The organism is Providencia sp. wls1943, assembly GCF_009706275.1.
GTDB lineage: Bacteria > Pseudomonadota > Gammaproteobacteria > Enterobacterales > Enterobacteriaceae > Providencia > Providencia zhijiangensis.
This window is the reverse complement of the sequence record NZ_WLTU01000023.1, coordinates 96,700-113,226: the sequence shown is the minus strand read 5'-3', so window position 1 is coordinate 113,226 and position 16,527 is coordinate 96,700. Positions and strand designations below refer to the sequence as shown.

The following is a 16,527-nucleotide window of genomic DNA, read 5'->3' as shown; positions in this document are numbered from 1 at the left end:
GGCAGCTCGTCGGAACTGCCCACAAAATGAAATTGAGAGCCTGTCTGTTAGGGGGGGCTGATATTGGGACTAAAACTATTTATTGTAATAATATTGTTGTCTCAGATACGATTGATTTCACGAAAGATAGATTACTAGATAACGACAAAATTAGTGAGTATTTTCCTCGTATGTACCATGATTAAGATTATGGGCTGTTATACGAAATAAATAAAACATGATAAAAGCTAGGAAAGTATTAGAAGTAACCGCCATCTTGATGTAAAGATGGCAGTTACTTCTGTATAAACTTCAGCCTCTAATGTTCAACTCTTCTTTTTTGGGGCTACTTACCCAGTAAATGTAAAAAGTGAATATGTTTTTCATACTGGTCGAGGATGTCATGGATGATTTGTTCTTTCGCCCAGCCCATCACATCGTAGTCTTGCCCACCTTCTTTTAAGTGAATTTCAGCGCGGTAATATTTTTGCTCTTCACTTCGCTCTTCATCGTTGTCATTTCCCATTCCCGCGAGGGCGAATGCGGGTTGAATGTAGTAGCGTAAGCGAACTTCATACAGAAAGTTCATATCGTCGCCTAAATCGACTTCAAATCCGATTCTATCGTCTTTATCTGTATGGATATGGCAAACGGTACCTTGCTTAGCTAACTCCTCGGAAACCATCTCCATGGATGGCTTCACGGACTCTTCCATAAAGCGTTTTACATGAGCGCGTTTCGGGAAGTAGACAATATTACGTAAACGGCGCTGCCACGGAATCGGGTTACGGCTCGCAGTTGGGGCGATGGTAGCTAATTGCTGGCTATCACGTTTATAGGCATCCACGCGTAACGCTTTGAATAACCCATAAATGGAGACAAGCAGAACCGCGGCGAATGGCAAGGCGCTAGCGATGGTTAAGGTTTGCAGCGCTTGTAGACCACCTGCAAGTAACATCGTGATAGCGACAACGCCCATTAAGCCAGCCCAGAAAATACGTTGCCAAACTGGGGTATTTGAGTCACCGCCAGAGGCGAGGGTATCGACCACCATGGCACCAGAGTCCGCAGAGGTGACAAAGAACACTACCACCATCAGCATGGCGAAGAACGATAACACCGTAGAGAACGGGAAGTAAGTCAAAAACTCGAATAGCGCGAGAGAGACATCAGACTGCACCGTTTCCGCCAGTCGGGTTGCTCCTTGATTTTTGATTAAATCAATGGCGGTATTACCAAAGAAGGTCATCCACATCAGGGTAAAGCCCGCAGGAACAAACAGCACGCCAGTAACAAACTCACGAATAGTACGACCGCGAGAAATTCGGGCGATAAACATCCCAACAAACGGCGACCATGATAACCACCAACCCCAATACAGTAGCGTCCAGCCCCCTAACCAATCACTGGATTTCGGTTCGTAGGCATACAAATTAAACGTCTTGCTGACAATTTCAGAGAGATATCCCCCCGTGTTTTCCACAAAAGATTTTAACAGCAAGACTGTCGGGCCTAATATCACAATCAACAGTAATAATAGGAAGGCGAGACCGAGGTTCAGCTCAGATAAAATACGGATCCCTTTGTCGAGCCCTGAGACAACGGATAAGGTCGCGAGAGCGGTGAAGGCGATAATCAAGCCGACTTGCACAGTCTCATTCACCGGTAAACCAAACAGATGGTTCATTCCGGCGTTAACTTGCAGCACCCCAAAGCCAAGAGAGGTCGCGACACCAAACACGGTACCCACGACCGCAAAGACATCAACTGCATGACCCAAAGGACCATAAATTCGGTCACCAATAATCGGGTATAGGGCAGAACGCAGAGTGAGTGGTAAACCGTGGCGATAGCTGAAAAAGGCCAGAATCAAGGCGACAATGGCGTAGATAGCCCAAGCGTGTAATCCCCAATGGAAGAACGTCAGGCGCATGGCTTCTTTGGCGGCTTCTACGGTTTGCGGATCCCCCACTGGTGGGTTGAGATAGTGCATGACAGGCTCGGCAACGCCGAAGAACATCAAGCCGATACCCATACCCGCTGAGAACAACATAGCAAACCAAGAGACATAGCTGAAGTTGGGCTGTGCGTGATCAGGACCTAATTTTATCTGTCCATAACGCGAGAGTCCCAGATAAGTCACACTCAACAAAATGATGGCTACAGCGAGAATGTAGAACCAACTGGCGTTGTTAAATAGGTTCTTTTGAAGATGACTTAGATGAGATTCTGCCATTTCAGGCATTAAGGCGGCAAAACCGACGATAAGCAGAATAATGATAGCCGAACTGTAAAACACAGGGGGGCTGATTTTGGTGCGTACTTTTTTGTTTTCAGTCACGTTTTGACTCATAACGACCTTCTTTGATTTTTATTTTATTTTTTGCATACCAATCTTAAGGGGGCATGCGGCGAGCTGTCCTTCTGAATGAAACAATAGGTTATTGCGAAAGGGTTTCCCTGTAGGAAACGAAATAGAAAGAACAATAAAATGGCTAAATTGTGAGCGTTGATAATGATCGTTTATAGCTGAATTATCAACAAAAATTGGTGAATGATGACCCCCTTTGAACCCTGTTATGAACAAAAAACGAAAGGGTATACTGCCATGGTAGGCATCAATGATCAACCTAAGGGGTAAAATGAAAATAAATAAAGGGTGTAAATTTCATGTTATTTATCAATTCATTGTTTATTTATCTTACTGTATTTGGGTGTTATTTATAGGAATTTAACCAAGTGAGCAAAAGAGATGATTATGTTGCTAAAAATAGCCTTAAACCGGGCTAAATAGCAAAATGAATTAATTTCAGTGCGCATAAAAAAGCAGACAAGATCTGTCTGCTTTAGAATGAAAAAAGGGGAAAATGCGATAATTTATTTCTTCGCATCATTCTCTGATTTTAACGCCTCAGTTTTGTCTTTAGCATCAGTGGCAAGTTCGTCAGCTTTGTTAATGGCATCCGTTTTCATGTCTTGTGCTTTTTCTGAAAACTCACTAGACGCTTTGTCATACTGATCTTTGAGTTTATCGGCGGAGTCGGATGCATCTTGTTTCAGCTCATCCGCTTTTTTCTCACCTTGGTCCGCTAATGCTTTGGCTTTGTCTGAGAGTTCAGATGTTTTGTCAGAAACATCATTTTTCACATCTTGCGCGGTGGCTTTTGCGCTATCAGATAACTCAGTGGCTTTTTGCTCAGTCGCGTCTTTTAACTGGGTAGCTTTTTCTTCGACTTGTTGAACCGCGCTGTCTTTTTTTGATGAATCATCACAGCCAGCGACGAGAGTTAAAACGCCTGCAACAACAAGAGAAGAAATGATTTTATGTTTCATTATTAATTCCTTAACAGGTAATGTTAGAAAAATACTAATTAAACGGTAAATTCATTTGGGGCTAAAATACCGACATAGACAAATCAAAATGTAGCATATGAAATGGCGAGAGATCCATGTGGTATCTGTAAAGATGCGTAGGAAACAGCGTATGCGGGAAGGAGCTTGTGTTAGACGGAGATAGTGCGCAAGTGAGTAAACACCCACTTGCGCTGATTTAAGGCTATTTCTTTAAGTCGTCATACAGCATCATGGATGCTTTATTTTCTGGGTCACCAATCCAACGAGGCTGTGGTTGGTACTCATTGTTAATCAGACTTTTTTGTGGCTCAAATCCGGTGTACTTGAGACCCGCCAAATCAGACCATGTATAGATAAAGTCCATATTGCTGTATGGGCGAGCGGTTTTATCTTTCAAGTCAAATTGATGGGTCTGTAACCATTCTGGCGACTGCCATACTAAGAATGGTACGTTGTACATCACTTTGCTTGGCTTGCCTTCGCTACGGCCTAACATTTCATGTGGTGGCGTGTCGTAAACATCTTCACCGTGATCGGAGAAGAAGACTAAGAAGCCATTTTCTTTTGAAGAGTCGAAATCTTTGATCAGCGACGAGACCACATAGTCATTGTAATGCTGAGCATTATCATAGGCATTGTAATCTTTAATTTGGTCGCCTTTTAAGTTGGTCGGCACTGGGCTATTGCTATCGGTGAAGATGGCTTTATCTTCAGGATAACGGAACTCATAGCGCATATGGGTTCCAAGCAGGTGCACCACAATAAATTTCTTCTCAGCAGGATCGGCTAAGGCTTCTTTGAATGGGTCAAGCACCACGTCATCATAAATACGGGAGCTTTGCGCCATATCGTTGTTCAAATAATATTGCTTATCGGTTTGACGAGAGAACGCCGTTAACAGCGTATTTCGCTCAGTCATGGTTTGCTGATTGGTGATCCAGAACGTTTTAAAGCCAGCTTGTCTCATCATATTCATGATAGATGGGCGGGAATTAAACAGATCAGGCTCAGTTTCTGAAGCAAAGGTTAAAATTTGCTGTAACGCTTCGATGGTATAAGGGCGTGGCGTAACCACATCATTAAAGACCGCCAAATTGTTAGGATACTGTTTTTCCAGTTGATCAAGCTCTGGCGTTGTTTGGCGAGAATAACCATACAAGCTCATTCTGTCGCGGCTGGTGGATTCACCAATTACCAACACAAATGTTCTTGGGGTGTTGCCATTGGCATCAACAAAATTTTCTAACGGTGGAATTTTGCTGTTGTCGCGGATTAATTCTTCCATGTTTGCCAGTTGGTTCTTATACAGGAAGTAACCACTTACAAACTGCCATGGTGCGGCATACGCTAATTTACTGTTAACGTAGGAAACTACGTTTTCGAAAGGACGCTGCTGTTTGATGGCTTTATTGTAGTAAGGCACGCCAAATAGCACGATCAGAACGAGCGCGGACACAATCACGCGCCCAGTCACTGGCAACGAAACAGGTTTCAAACGTGTCCATAGGAAAATAGCGCCCAGGGTGTAAGCCAAAATCACCGCAATCACTTTAAAACTCAAATACTGGCGTAGGAATTCGCCCGCTTCGTTGGTATTGGTTTCGAACATCACAAACATGACGCTTTGCGACAATTGATGCCCATAGACTACGAAATAGGCGAGGGCGACGACCGAAGATAGCCACAATACAATCCCAATTAAGCCGGCTACCAGTTTGATTTTTCGAGGGAAAAATAATGCTGGGACGAGCCAAAGTGAGCTATACAGTAAAGAATCTCTTAATCCAATGGTGTTACTTTGACCCGTGATGACCACATACAGCTGTAATAAAGATGAAAAATACCAGAAATAAATTAATAGCCAGAACAAAGACATCCAGCTAAATTTTCCTGTTTTTATCGAATTAACCATAAATTTTTAGCTCTTAATTATTAGTTTCGTTAAGTAACAATCAAACCATAGTCGAAAAATCATTTTTTAGATAGAAAGTCATCGAGTTAGTTCAAATTATATTAATAATGAACTCATTACAGATAATGAGTAATTTATTACACTGATTATCAATGATTTTTAAATAATGTATAAGCTTTTCTTTTCATCCATCCTTTAATGATTAACTCATTAAGAAATGAGGCTTTTCAGATAGATTTTTCATTTATTGCATAAGTCATGGAATTGATATTATTCTTTGTTAATCTATTCGCTGGAAATACCAACCGGCGATTTAATTGATGGGTGGCACAACACGATGCTAGATAACGCCTTTGTGGCTTTTTTGAGATCCGCTTTAGCCGTAAGAATTTTGCTCTCCATTTTGGTGATTGTTGATGGGGGCTTAATCTTAAAACCGGTGTTGAGTGCTTACACAGACTATATCGATTGGCGCCAAAGTGGATTTACTGAATGGCTAAAATCCCTCGGATTTATGAAATTATTGGATATCCCGCGCTTTTTATTAGGGATCGCGTTGATATTTTTATCGCTATTTATGATTAACGGTGCGCGTATAGCTTGGGTTTTTGCGCTATTGCTACTGGCGATTATCGCGTTTGTAGATTTGCGGATCGCTGTAGACCACGTAAGACAGGGATATTTCTCGTTTGGTTTGCTGATTGCATTAACGCTGTTTTGGAAGCTTTACCCTCGACACAGTATCAGTAGCGCGGGGTTTGTGGCGCTTACCTGTATTATTTCATTATTGATCTACTCCATTTTTGGTACGCTATATATTGGTGATGAATTCTCGCCAGTTGTGAAAGATGGCACCACGGCATTCTATTTTGCGCTTGTTTGCATGACGACGGTGGGGTTTGGCGATATTGTGCCCGTGACAATAGATGCCCGTGTATTTACGGTCACCGTGATTATTTTAGGGATCACTATTTTTACTACTTCCGTAGTGTATGTGGTGGGTGTATTAGCGAAAGGAACGAAAGAGATTGTTCGTAAGAGGTTTTCATATATGAAAAATCATTATGTTGTCATTGGTAGCACACCGATGGCAGTTAATATCTACCAAGCGCTGAAAAAGCGGGAACTTCCTGTCGCAGTCATTTGTCAAGACAGCCACCGTAGCCACTACCCTGAAAAAGACAATATTGTCACGGGGGACCCGACGGATTCTGCCTTATTGGCAGAGGCAAATGTGAAGCAGGCTAAATGTGTGCTTATCATGACCGATAGTGACTCTTTGAGTACGTTTGCCTTGCTGGGAGTGAAAGAACAATCAGGCAGCAAAGGTGAGGCGAAAACGGTGGTATTAGTTAACCAAGAGTCAAATATGGATAAAATCCGTTTGTTGCATCCTGATATGCTATTTTCGCTCTCTTCTCTTGGCTCAGAAGTTTTGATGCAAGTGCTTTGCGGTGAAACAATTTCTAATGACAGCATTAGTGATATGCTGCTGAGCAAAGTCACCAAAAGCTAGCGATTTCACGGATGTTAAAAGGAACTCAGCCCCATGTTAAGTGCGGATAAAATTACCTGCCACCGACAAAATAGAACGTTATTCCGGCAACTGGATTTCTCCGTTTTACCGAGTCAAATTTTGCAGGTGGAAGGTCCGAATGGGGCAGGGAAAACGACCCTGTTACGCATGATGGCTGGGTTATTAAAGCCAGACGAAGGAACGATTCTATGGCAGAAACAATCGATTGAAAAACTAAAGGAAGAGTTTACTCGTCATCTATTGTATCTGGGGCATAAACCCGCCGTAAAATCATTGCTGACACCTTATGAAAATCTGAAATTTTATTATCAAATGTACCACCATGAGCCAGAAGGGGACAAAATCTGGTCTGCATTAGAAGAGGTCTCTTTGATGGGGTATGAAGATATTCCGGTGGGGCAGCTTTCGGCAGGACAGCAGCGTCGGGTCAATCTTGCTCGCCTATGGCTAAGTGAAGCGCCGTTGTGGATTTTGGATGAACCATTTACGGCTATTGATGTAGCAGGTGTTAATCGTTTAACTGAGCGTTTTCATCAACATGCCCAGCAAGGCGGTATGATTTTGTTTACGTCGCACCAAGCGATGACAGGGCATTTTGGTACGTTAAAACTGACAGGCGGGTATGATTGATGTTTTGGTTATTAATAAAAAGAGAGCTTAAAATTGCGTTTCGCAGTTTCTCTGAACTCGTCAACCCACTGTGGTTTTTTTTGATTGTCATTACGTTATTCCCGTTGAGTATCGGACCTGAGCCTCAATTGTTGGCGCGGATTTCCGTCGGGATTTTCTGGGTTGCGGCAATTTTATCATCACTGCTTTCGTTAGAACGCTTATTTAAAGATGACTATTTGGATGGCTCTCTCGAACAATTGCTATTAGCGCCTCACCCACTGTTTATGACTGTGTTAGCTAAGGTGATCTCCCACTGGTTAGTCACGGGATTACCGTTGGTACTGCTTTCTCCTGTGGCGGCGGTCATGTTATCGATTAATAGCGAAACATTGCTAGTGCTAGCGGGCACGTTATTATTGGGTACGCCAGTATTAAGTTTCATTGGGGCGATTGGCGCTGCGTTGACGGTATCACTGAAGAAAGGCGGCGTTCTGGTCAGCTTATTAGTATTACCGTTGTATATTCCGGTTCTGATTTACGCCACAGGGACAATGGAAGCACACAGTTTTAATATGCAGCTTGGAGGCTATTTTGCCATTCTAGGGGCATTGTTTGCGGCAAGTATTACGTTCTCTCCACTGGCGATTGCGGCGGCGCTAAAGATTAACGTGAGTAATAGTTAGGGAAGAACCTTGTTAATTTAGCTGATATAGTCAAAGCGTATTCTATCTGGCAAAAGGAAAATTATCATGTCCGCGGTTCCCCTGATCAGTAGTGAGAACTTTAGCCGATTGTTATCTGACCCAATGCAATCGAGTGGGCAATGGGCATTAATTTATTTTTCTGCGTCTTGGTGCCAGCCTTGTCAAACAATGAAGCCTATCTATTTACAATTAGCAGACTACTTTTCTGATAATGGCGGCTCGCATTTTGGTGGGAGTGTACATTTTGGAATAGTGGATATCGCCCAATCTCCGACAATAGCCCCTCAATACGGAATTAAATCTGTTCCTTCTATTGCGCTTTTTCATGATGCTCGTTTGGTGGATTTGATAGCCGGGGAATATCAACTTTCTTCACTGATTGCGAAAATAGAAAATAAGCTGTTATGTTCACATTAATCTTTGAAGGATTAGTTATTGGCTGCCTATTAGGATTAACGGGCGCTGGTGGGGGTATTTTAGCGGTTCCTGCATTGATGACATCTCAAGGATGGGGCGTTGCACTCGCCGCGCCAGTGGGGCTATTAGCGATTACATTGGCGGTATTAGTTGGTGTTATTCAGGGGCTTATTCAGCAGAATATTCGTTATAAAGCGGCTATTTGGATTGCGTTAATGAGTATTCCCACCGCTAAATATGGTGTTTATTTAGCTCAAATTATTTCACCCCAATGGCTGACTTTAGCATTTAGCCTCGTGATGCTGGTGGTTGCATATCGTGTTGTTTTTAAAAAAGTAATTGAAGAGGATGATGCCCCGTGCAAAATAAATCAGCAAACGGGAAAATTTATTTGGAATATACAAACGGCATCTATACTGGGTGGAATAGGTTTGGTTGCAGGATTGCTGACGGGCTTATTAGGTGTCGGGGGCGGGTTTATTATTGTGCCTGCCATGAGAAAATTCACTAATTTAAATATTAAAAGCATTATTGCTACTTCGCTGATGGTGATATTCCTCATTGGCAGCATTAGTATTTCAATTAATATCTTGAATGGTTTTGAATATCCATTAGAGGTGAGTGCAACCTTTATTTTAGCCTGCGTTTTTGGGTTGGTTGCGGGACGTTTTTTGATTGGCTACATCCCTGTTAATATTGTTCAAACTATATTTTCATTATTAGTTATTTTTGTTTCATTATATTTATTATATTTAATTTTTGTTTTTATAAATAATAATGGGATCCCCAGTTTGTTAATATAATAATTTCATTTCCATTACTCATTTATTAGTGATTTTTCAGTTATTTTACGTTTAAAACAATTTTTTATATTTGGCTTGATTCAAATTGAGAATATTAGGCATAAGATGCTATTGGTTTGATGTATAAGAAAGAAAACTGATTTATCTTCAATGATAAATAGGTATAATGGATTAATCGCAATTCTTATTCAGCAGTGATATCAACAGAACACGCTATACCCTACCAAATACAATAATCATTACAGGTTGACTAGCATAAATATGACTAAACAAGATAGTTCAACAACCATCATTGATATCGCCAAACGCGCGAATGTGACCGATATTACGGTATCTCGAGCTTTTAATCACCCAGAATTGGTAAAAAAAGAAACACGGGAAAAAATACTCGCGATCGCACAAGAGTTAAATTACGTTCCCAATGTATTTGCGCGTAACTTAAAGAATAAAAATAGCCGAATTATTGGTGTTGTGACAGACAGCACGTTTAACCCCTTCTATGTGGTTTTAATCCAGACGGTGTCGCGCTTAGCGAAAGAAAAAGGCTATCAGGTCATGATTTTTGATACTGATAGTGATGAAAAAGCGGAACAAACCGCCATTGAAACCTTAGTTAGCTATAAGGCCAGTGGCATTTTACTTTCACCTGTTCGTGACGATAAAGCCTATCAACCGAGTTATTTGTCATTGATTGATCAGCATAAAGTCCCATTGGTTTTTGTTGACCGTTCTATTTATGGCAAAGATTACCCTGGGCTATTTCTGAAAAACTTTGAAATCGGGGCATTAACTGGTAAATATCTCAATCAGCAACGCAGTGAAAATACCTTAATTGTCTCAGGGCCTGAGCATTCTGAAATTAGTCTTTCACGCTTAGCAGGTATTTATGATCAATTTACCAACCGTAAAAATATTCATGTCCTGTACAGCAGTTATATTTTTAGTAAGAAAGATGAAGAGTATTTAAGAGAAAAAATAAAAGAGCTCTATACACCCAATATGTACATCGTGGGGTTAAACGGAATTATTACCGCGGGGATGTACAAAATTATTTCTGAACTCGGATTATCTTGCCGTTATTTCTCGGTGGACTTACCACCTTATGCTGATACTTATCATTTATCGATTTCAGGCGTTCACCATGACTCAGTTTATTTAGGTAAACGAACAGCGGAATTATTGTTTGCAGAGATAGAAGGTGGCTCTACTAAAGAAACGGGCTCCAAGCAAATTTTTGTCAATGGAAAACTCGTGACGTACGATTAAAAAATAAGGATTTCATCATGAAATCCTTATTTATTATTTATCATAACAGCGTGAAAATTAACGCTTCATTGAGCTAATTAAGGTTGCACCCCAGATAATTAAGCCTTTTACAATATATTGAACGTACGGCGAAATACCCAATAGGTTCAAGCCATTGTTCAGCACACCTAAAATCATTGCGCCGATCAATGTACCGATGATCATTCCGCGACCACCTGCGATAGATGCACCACCTAAAACCACCGCTGCAATGGCATCAAGTTCAAAACCTACACCAGCATTAGGCTGACCACTCATCACGCGAGAGGTAAAAATCAGTCCGGCAAATGCGGCAGTGAAACCACTGATGACGTACACCAACATTTTGTAGCGCTCAACGCGGATACCACTTAAACGCGCTGCCTCTTCGTTACCGCCAATCGCATAAATATAGCGACCGAATGGAATATGATTAAGTACCACATAAAAAATCAGATACAGACCCAGCATTAACAGGATAGGCACTTGAATTCCCATCAATTCTTCACGTCCCCAAAAAGCAAACTCTTGAGGTAAGCCAGAAATAGGGTAACCACCGGTGTAAATTAGCGCTAAGCCCTTCGCGATGATCATGGCGCCTAAGGTCACGATAATAGGCGGCATTTTACCGTAAGCAGTTAAAATCCCATTAATAAATCCAAATGCGATACCGGATAACAGACCCAGAGCAATGGCGATCGAAGGGTCCATACCATAATATTTCATTAATCCAGCCATCAATGTACCGGATAGTGCCATCACCGCCCCAACGGAAAGGTCAATTCCTCCTGTTAAGATGGCAAATGTCATCCCGATAGCAATGATTGCGTTAATCGAAACTTGGCGGGCAATAGTAGATAAGTTATTTACCGTTAAAAAATGCTCATTAAAAATGGACATGCAAGCAAATAAAATAATTAACCCAACGAGAGGTAAAAATGCCGGTATCTTGGTTAATTTGGCAAAATTAAATTTATTCTTCGCCAGTGGAATTGTACTTTGGTTAGACATAGTCATGATCCTATATAATATTGCCGGCCGCATGTAACATAATTTGGGTTGAGTTGATCTCGTCCCCACTTAATTCAGCAGCAACTTCACCATCTCGAAATACCAAAACCCGATCGCTCACGCCAATAACTTCAGGTAGCTCGGAGGAGATCATAATAATTGAGATACCTTTTTCAGTGAGTGAACGCATTAACTGGTAGATTTCTGATTTTGCCCCAACATCGATACCTCGCGTAGGCTCATCGAAAATAAGAATTTTGGCTTGTTTATTGAGCCAGCGCGCAATAACCACTTTTTGCTGATTTCCCCCACTTAAGGTTGAAACCGCGGTATCCGCTTCGGGTGTTTTAACTTTGACTTGAGAAATCAAATCAAGTGATAACAAATGCTCTTTTTTATTTTGAATTAAGAACAATTTTTGGGCGTGGTTATTTAGCCAGATATTCTCTTTCACCGAAAATGGCAAAACTAATCCTTGGGTTTTACGACTTTCAGGTAACAGCCCAATCCCTAACTGTAGCGCTTGCGCCGCTGATTTCACTTTGACGTCTTGACCGTCCAAAATCACTTTTTTCTTGTAAGCTTTATCGGCTCCCATCATGGCGAGAATATTTTCAGTACGGCCTGAGCCGACTAAGCCTGCAAGGCCGAGGATCTCACCTTTTTTCAATTGAATGCGGTTGGTTGGGCCAGAAGCAAACCGTTGAATTTGAGCATCGAGAATGACCTCTTGCCCATCAAAATGACGTTTTGGCGGGTAAATATTTTCGACTTCACGACCCACCATCATTTCGATGATCACATCAAGGTCTGTATCATCTACCTTGCGGGAGCCAATATATTGACCATCTCGCAATACGCTAATGGTGTCGCAAATTTCATAAATCTCTTCCAAGTGGTGAGAGATAAAGAACATGCCGACGCCTTTTGCTTTCAGGTCACGCATCACATCAAATAGGTGATTGGCTTCTTTGGGTGTTAATGTTGCCGTTGGCTCATCTAATACCAATATTTTGGCATCCAGAGAAAGCGCTTTGGCAATTTCCACAAATTGTTGTTCAGCAATACTTAAATGGCTAATGGGTTCATCAATATCAATATTAACACCCAACTCAGATAGGATTATCTGCGCTTTTTCACGCATCAGCTTTCTATCTAATAAGCCAAATTTATTTTTAATTTCCCGGTTTAAAAAGATATTTTCAAAAGCATTTAAATAAGGGATTAACGAAAACTCTTGGAAAATAATACCGACGCCCGCTTTAATGGCATCACGATAATTATGGAAGGTGTGTTCTTCGCCTTCGATAAGTATTTTCCCGCTATCTGGTTTATGAATTCCACACAGCACTTTCATTAGCGTTGATTTACCCGCACCATTTTCACCCAGCAGTGCGTGTACCTCTCCTTTTTCTAAAGAGAGATTAATATTATCTAGCGCCTTAACCCCAGGGAAAGTTTTACTGACATCTTTTAATGCTAACAATTGCATCATGTTGCTTCCCTTAATTTCTTTACCGCTTAAAAATGGGTAACAAAGCGAGTTGGAAAGTGAAATACTTTCCAATAAACAGAGTGTCATTCATTTTTATTAAGAGTATTGCGCCAGGGATATAATCCACAGACGCAATACCGAGTTCGACTTATTTATTTTATTAATTGCTGATTACCAATGGAAATCTTTAGCATTGGTTTTGTCGATTAACTTAACATCCAGAGGAACTTCTTTAGGTACGTTCGCTCCCCAGTGTTTTGCTAAGCCCATGGCTAAACCAATACGTACTTGGTCACGTGGGAATTGTGCAGAGGTAGCGATAAACGGTGAATTACCTTTGGCAATTTCAGCGACGGCTTCAGGAGAACCATCAACACTCACCAGTTTCACATCACGGCCCGCAGATTCGATGGCCGCTAATGCACCTAAAGAACCCACATCGTTCACACTGAAGATACCATTCAAGCCAGGGTTAGCTTGCAGCATGTTTTCAGTGACGTTCATCGCAGTATCACGCTCTTGTTTACCGTTTAATTTGGTCACAATTTTGATATTTGGATACTCTTTCATAGCAGCTTCAAAACCACGAACACGCTCAAGGATTGGCACGACAGGGATACCATCAAGGATAGCAACTTCACCTTTACCACCTAATGATTCACCTAAACGTTTACCCGCCATTAGGCCCGCTTCGTAGTTTTTAGAACCCACGAATGAATCGATTGGACCGTTAGCTTGTGCATCGATAGCAATTACCACGACACCGGCTTTTTTCGCCGCTAATACCGCCGTTTCTGCACCTACGCTATCCGCTGGGTTAATCAGCAGGATATCGATTTTCTTCTGCAGCATATCTTCGATGTCGCTCGTTTGTTTTGAGACATCGTGAGCCGCATCAGCGATATAAAGCTGAGCGCCCATTTCACCTGTTGCGCTTTCTAAAGCCTCTTTCATGGTCACGAAATATTCGTTATTCAGTTCTTGAAACGACATTCCGACAGAAACAGGTTTTGCTGTCGCATTAAAAGCCATGCCCAGTGTTAAAACACTTGCTGCAACAGCTAACTTTTTAAATTTACTCAACATAAGATGTTCTCCTAAAGAGTCTTTAGTGTTATAGGGTACTGCTAATATTTATGATTATTAATGACTTACTTTAATTATGCTGATACTGCATTTCACAATACTGAATTTCACTATATTGCACTACAACAGCATTATGGCTTGATGACGACTTTGATGGAGTCGGCTGATTTCGCCATAACAAACGCCTCTTCCCAATCATCGATTGAGTAGAAGTGGGTAACGATATCGTCAGCACATACCAGCCCTCGGCTGAACAGGTCGATAGCAACCTCATAGCTGTACGGACCTAAGTGTGCGCCTCGGATATCTAACTCTTTGCGGTCACCGATAATGGACCAGTCAACCGTCGTTTCTTTACCGAAAACGCTGAACTCGACGAAGCGACCCAGTTTACGGATCATTTCTAACCCTTGAGTCACACCGATAGGCGCGCCAGTGGCTTCGATATACACATCGCAACCATAACCTTCGGTCATCTCCTTAACCAGTTTGATAGCATCTTCTTTCAGTGGGTTGATAACAACATCCGCACCAAATTTCTTCGCTAATTCAAGGCGCTCATCGATAGCATCAATCACGACTAATTTTTTCGGCGTTTTCAGTTTTGCAACTTGGATCATGCACAGACCTAATGGACCCGCACCGGCGATGACAACCACGTCATTTAAATCAATATCACCACGGCGAACGGTATGGATAGCACAAGCCATTGGCTCGATTAATGCCGCGTCTTTATCCGATAATTCATCTGGAATTTTATGAATAATTGCACGCTCAGAGAAACGCATATATTCAGCCATTCCGCCATCTGCGACTTCTTTTTGAAAGCCATAAATGTCATGGGTTTCACACATCCAATATTTGCCTGACTTGCAGAAACGGCATTCCCAGCAAGGGACAATTTGTTCCGCTAAGATACGGTCGCCAATTTTCAATTTATATTTTTCAGCGGACCCTTCGCCCAGTTCCGCAACGCGACCGTAAAATTCGTGACCGGGTACGACAGGGGCTTTGATCCATGGGTTTTCACCCCAGAACATTTGAGCGCCATCATTGGCTTTACAGTCACCTGCACAGATACCGCATCCATCAACTTTGATGACCACTTCACGGAACCCTGGTGTTGGTCTTTTAATGGCTTCAAAGCGGTAATCATGGGGGCCATGACATACAACAGCTTTCATTTTTTCAGGTAGGGTACTCATATTCTAATAACCTCATTCTGGATGTTGGCTATAATGTTGACGTCAACATTAAACGTCGCTTTTGTAACTAAACCGTTCTCTTTGTAAAGCTTGACGGCTAAAAATAATAATAGTGTGAGAAAAGTGATGCTCTATTGTTATAAATAAATTGTTTAGTTTTTAATATGACGACGTCGTCATTTTTGAGAGATGCTAAATAAAAAAGTGATAATTGTGATTCAAATCCTATTTTTTATTTAAGAACTCTTTTGTTTATGAGGTTTGTTTGCCAGATAAAATGCAAACTATAGTGGATGCGATGATTTTCGAAAGAGTATAATTAGTTTCGTTATTTTCAGAAGTGAAGAATCTTTGAAAAAACATTTCAGCTAACACTTTAAGGTGAAATTTGAATTAGTTTGCGTCATTAATGTGATCGCGATCGATTTGCTGTAGCGTATAAATCTCTATTAATCTTTTTCTTTGCTATTTTTCCGATTGAATAAAAAGTGTTATATCGATAACTTAAATTAAATATCTCTGCATTAATGATTTTTTAATTAAAAGGCATAAAAATGGCAACGACAATGATTGTTCTTCTGGTTTTACTGCTTATTTTAGCGGGATGGGGAATTTCTATTTATAACCGCTTGGTGAGTACTCGGAATCAAGTTAGCAATCAATTTGCCAATATTGATGTGATTTTAAAACAGCGTGCGGACCAGATTCCCCAATTAGTCACCATAGTTGAAAAAGCCATGGATCATGAAAAAGCGCTATTTACCTCATTGAGTGATGCTCGCCAAAATTATTTCAGCGCTAAAAATGTGAATGAAAAAATTGCGGCATCGAATGAAATGGATAAGGCATTAAAAAGCCTCGTGGCGGTTGCTGAAAACTACCCAACGCTAATATCGGGTGAACAGTTTACCCAATTACAAATCGCACTAAGTGAAGTGGAAGATAAAATCGCTCAGCGCCGCGAAGGCTTTAATGACGCAACAACGGAATACAATACGGCGATCCAAATGTTCCCAGACAGTATTTTTGCCAGTATTTTTGGTTTTACTGCGTTGCCTTTATTGGAAATCTCTGAGGCGGAGAAAAAATATGATGGTGTTCAATTCAAATCATAATTACCGTTAAAGG

At 41.3% G+C, this 16,527-nt stretch carries 14 protein-coding genes; 7 read left to right on the top strand and 7 right to left on the bottom strand.

What is annotated here, in order from left to right:
- Window positions 1-325: 325 nt before the first annotated feature.
- The 3 genes from GKR48_RS12045 to cptA all read right to left on the bottom strand — a co-directional run bounded on the left by GKR48_RS12045 (window position 326) and on the right by cptA (window position 5,245).
- On the bottom strand, window positions 326-2,332 hold the full coding sequence (locus tag GKR48_RS12045; RefSeq protein WP_154628260.1) for a BCCT family transporter: 2,007 nt from the start codon (window positions 2,330-2,332) through the stop codon (window positions 326-328).
- Window positions 2,333-2,856: 524 nt separating this feature from the next.
- A complete protein-coding gene (locus tag GKR48_RS12040) occupies window positions 2,857-3,312 on the bottom strand; it encodes a hypothetical protein (protein WP_154628259.1) in 456 nt (151 codons plus the stop codon).
- Between the two features lie 223 nt (window positions 3,313-3,535).
- A complete protein-coding gene (cptA, locus tag GKR48_RS12035; RefSeq protein WP_154628258.1) occupies window positions 3,536-5,245 on the bottom strand; it encodes a phosphoethanolamine transferase CptA in 1,710 nt (569 codons plus the stop codon).
- 337 nt (window positions 5,246-5,582) lie between these two features.
- On the opposite strand from cptA, the gene GKR48_RS12030 reads away from it, so the two are divergent.
- From GKR48_RS12030 to GKR48_RS12005, 6 genes are all read left to right on the top strand, one after another.
- Window positions 5,583-6,761, top strand: coding sequence for an NAD-binding protein (locus GKR48_RS12030; RefSeq protein WP_154628257.1), 1,179 nt, complete (start codon window positions 5,583-5,585; stop codon window positions 6,759-6,761).
- A 33-nt stretch (window positions 6,762-6,794) separates the two neighbouring features.
- The gene (ccmA, locus tag GKR48_RS12025; RefSeq protein ID WP_154628256.1) at window positions 6,795-7,412 is read left to right on the top strand and encodes a cytochrome c biogenesis heme-transporting ATPase CcmA; all 618 of its coding nucleotides are present in this window, start codon (window positions 6,795-6,797) and stop codon (window positions 7,410-7,412) included.
- The gene (gene ccmB, locus GKR48_RS12020; protein WP_006657329.1) at window positions 7,412-8,077 is read left to right on the top strand and encodes a heme exporter protein CcmB; all 666 of its coding nucleotides are present in this window, start codon (window positions 7,412-7,414) and stop codon (window positions 8,075-8,077) included. Before ccmA ends, ccmB begins: the two co-directional genes overlap by 1 nt.
- Before the next feature lie 66 nt (window positions 8,078-8,143).
- Window positions 8,144-8,515 (top strand): thioredoxin family protein, encoded by a 372-nt coding sequence (locus tag GKR48_RS12015; protein ID WP_006662714.1) that lies wholly within the window; start codon window positions 8,144-8,146, stop codon window positions 8,513-8,515.
- Complete coding sequence (locus GKR48_RS12010; RefSeq protein WP_154628255.1) at window positions 8,503-9,318, top strand: sulfite exporter TauE/SafE family protein; 816 nt, start codon at window positions 8,503-8,505, stop codon at window positions 9,316-9,318. Before GKR48_RS12015 ends, GKR48_RS12010 begins: the two co-directional genes overlap by 13 nt.
- Before the next feature lie 261 nt (window positions 9,319-9,579).
- Window positions 9,580-10,584: a LacI family DNA-binding transcriptional regulator gene (locus GKR48_RS12005; RefSeq protein ID WP_154604492.1), complete on the top strand. Its 1,005-nt coding sequence runs from the start codon at window positions 9,580-9,582 to the stop codon at window positions 10,582-10,584.
- 57 nt (window positions 10,585-10,641) lie between these two features.
- Here GKR48_RS12005 and GKR48_RS12000 read toward each other — a convergent pair whose 3' ends face one another.
- The 4 genes from GKR48_RS12000 to GKR48_RS11985 all read right to left on the bottom strand — a co-directional run bounded on the left by GKR48_RS12000 (window position 10,642) and on the right by GKR48_RS11985 (window position 15,399).
- Window positions 10,642-11,613, bottom strand: a complete 972-nt coding sequence (locus GKR48_RS12000) for an ABC transporter permease (RefSeq protein WP_036954045.1) — start codon at window positions 11,611-11,613, stop codon at window positions 10,642-10,644.
- A gap of 10 nt (window positions 11,614-11,623) precedes the next feature.
- Complete coding sequence (locus GKR48_RS11995; RefSeq protein WP_154628254.1) at window positions 11,624-13,108, bottom strand: sugar ABC transporter ATP-binding protein; 1,485 nt, start codon at window positions 13,106-13,108, stop codon at window positions 11,624-11,626.
- A 171-nt stretch (window positions 13,109-13,279) separates the two neighbouring features.
- A complete protein-coding gene (locus GKR48_RS11990; protein ID WP_414153954.1) occupies window positions 13,280-14,140 on the bottom strand; it encodes an ABC transporter substrate-binding protein in 861 nt (286 codons plus the stop codon).
- Window positions 14,141-14,325: 185 nt separating this feature from the next.
- On the bottom strand, window positions 14,326-15,399 hold the full coding sequence (locus GKR48_RS11985) for an erythritol/L-threitol dehydrogenase (RefSeq protein ID WP_006657336.1): 1,074 nt from the start codon (window positions 15,397-15,399) through the stop codon (window positions 14,326-14,328).
- 554 nt (window positions 15,400-15,953) lie between these two features.
- Here GKR48_RS11985 and GKR48_RS11980 point away from each other — a divergent pair.
- Complete coding sequence (locus tag GKR48_RS11980) at window positions 15,954-16,514, top strand: LemA family protein (protein ID WP_154628253.1); 561 nt, start codon at window positions 15,954-15,956, stop codon at window positions 16,512-16,514.
- The last annotated feature ends 13 nt before the right edge of the window (window positions 16,515-16,527 follow it).